Annotated in this window: 6 protein-coding genes and 1 pseudogene; 1 reads left to right on the plus strand and 6 read right to left on the minus strand. The window is 36.1% G+C overall.

Going from position 1 to position 5,056, the window contains the following annotated elements:
• The 4 genes from CWR48_RS04595 to CWR48_RS20325 form a co-directional block, all read right to left on the minus strand.
• Positions 1 to 461 (minus strand): MarR family transcriptional regulator (locus CWR48_RS04595; RefSeq protein ID WP_245976723.1); only part of this gene is annotated, 461 nt, incomplete at its 3' end.
• A gap of 425 nt (positions 462 to 886) precedes the next feature.
• Entirely contained in the window at positions 887 to 2,095 is a 1,209-nt protein-coding gene (locus tag CWR48_RS04600) for a relaxase/mobilization nuclease domain-containing protein (protein WP_115771873.1), read from the minus strand.
• Positions 2,077 to 2,391, minus strand: a complete 315-nt coding sequence (locus CWR48_RS04605; protein WP_211316709.1) for a MobC family plasmid mobilization relaxosome protein — start codon at positions 2,389 to 2,391, stop codon at positions 2,077 to 2,079. The genes CWR48_RS04600 and CWR48_RS04605 overlap by 19 nt, the downstream gene beginning before the upstream one ends.
• Before the next feature lie 484 nt (positions 2,392 to 2,875).
• On the minus strand, positions 2,876 to 3,049 hold the full coding sequence (locus CWR48_RS20325) for a hypothetical protein (protein WP_170140699.1): 174 nt from the start codon (positions 3,047 to 3,049) through the stop codon (positions 2,876 to 2,878).
• An 89-nt stretch (positions 3,050 to 3,138) separates the two neighbouring features.
• On the opposite strand from CWR48_RS20325, the gene CWR48_RS04615 reads away from it, so the two are divergent.
• Positions 3,139 to 3,744 (plus strand): hypothetical protein, encoded by a 606-nt coding sequence (locus tag CWR48_RS04615; RefSeq protein ID WP_115771875.1) that lies wholly within the window; start codon positions 3,139 to 3,141, stop codon positions 3,742 to 3,744.
• 100 nt (positions 3,745 to 3,844) lie between these two features.
• Here CWR48_RS04615 and CWR48_RS20725 read toward each other — a convergent pair whose 3' ends face one another.
• Complete coding sequence (locus tag CWR48_RS20725; protein WP_245976724.1) at positions 3,845 to 4,267, minus strand: hypothetical protein; 423 nt, start codon at positions 4,265 to 4,267, stop codon at positions 3,845 to 3,847.
• 542 nt (positions 4,268 to 4,809) lie between these two features.
• Positions 4,810 to 5,056: pseudogene (locus CWR48_RS04625) on the minus strand (MarR family transcriptional regulator); the annotation flags it as partial.

Here is a 5,056-nt window from a genome sequence, read left to right on the forward strand (position 1 = left end):
CCATTAGCTTTCACAATTACACCTTTATCAACTAATCTATTTACAATTCGACTAACTTTAGACTTATCAGTTTTAAGCCTGTCAGCAATTTGTTTTTGAGACATAGGAACTGCACTTCTGGAATGAATATCATCTACAATACAATTGCTTTTAAACTGCAAAAATCGCTGAATTCGTAATAGAAATAACATTTCTTCATCAGTGAAATAGCCGATTTCTAAAGCATGATTCCAATTATCTTGAATGAATTGAGCAAATTTTACTTTTGATTGAGGGGAACGCTTAGTACCAACAAATAATTCTTTTCCACCAGTAGCTTTGCTTAATGTTTGCATAGCTTTATTGATCTCTTCTTCATCAATACCATGATGGGCTTGCTTAAACTTTTCTTCTTGAATTTCTAAATCTCTTTTTCTAGCATTACGTTCAGCTTGGTCAAAATTAACAACATTTTTTTTCAAATTATTCCTCTCCTTGTGTGGAAGGAATAAGTCCATATGTGGTAGAATAAAGTTAGATATAGTGAATAAGGACTTAACTCTATAAGGACTTATTCCTGCCATAGATTAAAAAAACCGCCTATCCGACCAAAGACAGGGCGGTTTTTCTTTTCTTTAATTGTAACAGATTCAGTAAATTATGACTTTATTTCTTGTTGAATTTTCATTACTAATAACAAATTAACCATCGTAATAATAACTGAAATGCTAGTAATGATAATCGTTGCGGTTAGCATAGTTCATCACTCCTTTACAGTTCATATGTATCCATTTTATATTACAATACGAAAAAATAATAAAGTGCTGCAAGAATAATTGCAGTTAAAATTGCACCCATTCCCCCGTACTTCAAAGCATCTAGCCAATCATTCATTAGAACGCCTTTTCTAGCGCTCCCAATCATCTCCGATGTCTTTTGAGACATTTCGCTCAAGCTTTGCTGATTTCTCTTGTTCATACTCTCTAATTCGGTCTTGGTTATGCTTGTGATCTCGGTCAATTTCTCCTCGATTTGCTTGTTTATCATGCTCATTTGTTGAAGTACCTGATTCACGTTTTGGCTCGTCTTTTGTTGTGAATCGGTTAAAACCTTTTGCAACATTTCGGCGTTGTTGTTCAAGAGCTTTTCTTGCTTCGTCAATATCGAATGCATTTCGGTCATGACTTGTTTGCTCGTGGTCTTGATGTTGTTTATTTCCTCGTCGAATGTCATCTTCTGTGCGGTGCTCTTGTCCATGTCCGTTCTGATGTAACTTCTCATGAGGTCGTTCAAATCGTTCGTTTGCTTCAGCAACTCTTTCAGTTCGTTCAGATCCTCTTGATTGTTCGTATGATAAATTGGCGGTTCTTCGCTCTTGACCTGTTCCTCTTTCAATTTGTCTAGTAAAGCCATCTTCTAATGTTCCCCTTTCATAAGCTAATCCTAGCGTTTTTCCTCTCACAAATCTTTGGGAATCTGGATGCTTGAAACTGATATTTCTTCCTCTCTCTTTAACTTCAATATTGTATTTTTTTTGCAAATTCCCTTTAAAATCCTCATAATTTTTCGAGTGATTTTTTTCATGATCGATAACATCCCGAATTTCATCTTTCCAAGAAACCTTGCCACGTTGCGCCATACCGTACTCTGCTAGATGATAACGTTGTTCTGCAGACGGCTCTTTTATGACAGATAGATTATGTTCTTTGCATAATTTATCACTTGCAGCACGATAATTTTCAATCGCATCTTTTCCATGGGCTTGATACTTGTTTCCATTCTCATAATTAACGGAATTAATAACTATGTGGTTATGTATGTGGTCCTTGTCGGTATGCGTATAAACGACAGCTTCATGACCATTAGCCATTTCCTTTGCAAGTTCTTGGCCAATGATATTCGCTTGTTCAGAAGTGACCTCACCAGGCTTAAATGACTGAATAACATGATGTGCCTGTAAACCATCATTTTTACCCCATAATTCACGAGTAGCCTTCATTTGGGACTTTGCATATTCAGCAGGACAATTCACGCCTTCTTTGACTTCTGCTCTCTTTTCAGCATAATTGATCAATTTATTGGCAGATTTAGTTGTACCTAGCTTAATTGTTGCCATATAGCCCCTAACTCCTTCTGAATCTCTTGCAATTCCTCAATCGGAATCGCCTTGCTCTCATTTGCTCGTTTCGTCAATTGGTTCACGTTGTTTCCAATGGCTCGCAACTGGCGTGCAATCTCAATCGCACCCTCCTTGTTGACTCTCGGAGGTTTCATTTTCGCCCCCTGTGCCTTCTTTTTGCAAAAGGCAGGCACACTCATTTGTAATTCTTTCGCCATCTGCTCAAGTCTTACAAATTCGGTGTCGCTCACCCTAAAGTTAATCTGGTGATTATCTTTACGATTTGCTCCCAAAACGACCTCCCCCTCTTATCCAAAATCTGTCAATTTTGTTATCATCATAGCATGATGATAAAGGGGTTGGCAAGCTCTATATTTGCTAGCCACTTCGTGGCGCAAATAGCTTGTTGGGGCAAGCCCCAAACCCCCTAAAACCATGGGCTTTGCCCAAACCCATTGGGGAACTTTTCCCCAAACCCCATCATAAAAAATCAGTCCCCCAACCCCCGAATCTTCGGGGGCTCCCTCGCCGGTTGGCAGGTCGAAAAATGAATTTTCGACAATGCCGAGAGGGTTCGGGTGCAGCGAGTTTGTCAACTCCTTAAATTCCCTCAGCAAAAAAACGCTTCGGTCAGACATTTACCGTTGACAAACGCAAAATGGGGCAATTCTGGATATCTTTTGAATTTGCCCCTTATAAAAACACCATAAAGACAAAAGTACGGCCTACGGCTCTTATTTTGCTCTATATGATAAATTGCTAGATAAATTATTTTTATTATATATTTTTATTTCTTTTAACACGATCTACAACAGTATCTAAGATTAGATAGAGAACAACCAAAGATACAAAGAAATAAAACCAAATACTATTATTACTTACACCATTAAATATTAATATTAAACCTAATATCGTGATTATGATTTTTATAAATAGATTTAATTTATTCATTTTTAATCCTCCTAATATTAAAAATAGTTTGACTTATTAATATTATTACATTACTTTGATAATATACCAAAAAAAAAGGGAGAGTAAATATGAAAGTAAAGTTTTTTATAATTCTATCAATGATCATGGCTTTAATAGTATCTTCAATCCCAGCTTCTGTTTTTGCTGCTGATAGTGGCTCTACCTCCAACATAGAATCAAGTTCAGATTACTTCATGAATAACTCTACATTGTATGATCAATACGTTAAACTTAATCTTAAAGAAAAAAAATATTATTTGACTAATGAAGCACAGGAAAGATTAGATTCACAAACATTTACAGCATTAGAAAACCAAATTCAAACAGCTAATCAAAATATTAAAGAATCTCTTGCTTACCCTGCTATTTCTCCTGATGAATATGCTCTTTCAGATCCAACAGTAAAAACAAATCCTATTGAACTTCAAGCTAAATTCAAAGAAGGTGTCAATAAGATAGTTTTCCATTGGTGGGGAACAAGTGTATATGTAAAAAAATCAACTTTAAATAGCCTAGGTAAGGGTATAACAATAGCTGGTATTTGGATACCTCAGACACTACTAAGAAAAGTAGTTGCATCAATGGGTGTTGTAATAGGTTCAGTTCCAGGTGGGATGATATTTGATAGAGCGTATATATCTCCAACATTATTTAATTGGGTAAGATGGCAATAAGTTTGTCAATGAAAATTGGGGAAATCCTAGTGATTCTTAGAACTTTCCCCTTTTTTTAATACCAAAAGATTACAAGAGCCTTCTATGGCTCTTATTTTGTTTAATATAGTGAATCGGTATAAATCTTCTTTGCTTCATCAACTGTTTTCATATCAAAATTACTATTTATTGCTCTGACAAGGTCTGTAATTTGTTCATCCGTATAACCTAGCTCCTTGCCTGCAAGAATTGCATAGCCTAGTGAAGCATAATTGCTCCAACGTCCTTCTGGTGATTGTTCTTGACCGATTAAGTAACGTACAAATTGCGAACGGTTGCCTTTGGCTTGTTCATCAAACCAGTTCCAATCATCTTCAGAAAGCGTAAGGGATACTTTTTTTGTAGTTCCCATGCTTGGACGCCCGACTTTTCCAAGTTGCCCCATAGCTAATTTTTGACGACAATTCCCACATAAAATTATGTAGTCCTCTCCTTGATAAAAATCAGTCACATCATGTGTTCCGCCACAGTTCATACATTTCATATTATCGACTCCTTTGTATTTAAGTTACTTTTATTATAAGATTAAAGTTACTTAAATACAATAGTTTAAGTAACTTTAATCAGAAGTGTTTTTGGTTTTCCCCCTTATCAGGTTGAGGGAGTGAGGCTAGGGGTGAATTGCGTGAGCAAGAGGGGGCTAGCCCCCTGTAGCGTCACCCAACACAGCAAAGGGCAGGCAATACGGACGGCAACACGTGCGGTTTTGCAGGCTACACTAGGTAAACGAACGACCGCATGCTTATGTGTTCTTATCAGTATATCGGTCGTTCGGCGAAGCCATCACGCCTGCAAAATTTAAAAAATCAAGGGTTTAGGGTGGAGATTTTTTGAGTGGGCTTCTCAAAAAATACTACCCGTCCCTTGATTTTTTAAAAGCCTAATATAGAGAGTGAGAGTGAATTGACTATTGAACTATTAAAAAAGACTATTATATCAATGGTTTGTAGTAGATTTCATAGTTGTCGGATTAGGCAACTTTAGTTGTCAAATTAAGCAACTATGAAATTTAAAAAAAATAGCCCTTTAAAATAGGGCTATTGGAAATTCTTTAAATAATGATTTTGAGTTTGTAAATAAAGCTTTTAAAGTAGTTTCAATATTGTCACGTTCACCACTATAAATAATATTTGGATTAATAAACAAGGCATATGTACGAGCATTAACACCTTCTGCTTTATGTCCATTAGCTTTCACAATTACACCTTTATCAACTAATCTATTTACAATTCGACTAACTTTAGACTTATCAGTTTTAAGCCTGTCAGCAATT

This window comes from Oceanobacillus arenosus (assembly GCF_003369575.1).
Lineage (GTDB): Bacteria > Bacillota > Bacilli > Bacillales > Amphibacillaceae > Oceanobacillus > Oceanobacillus arenosus.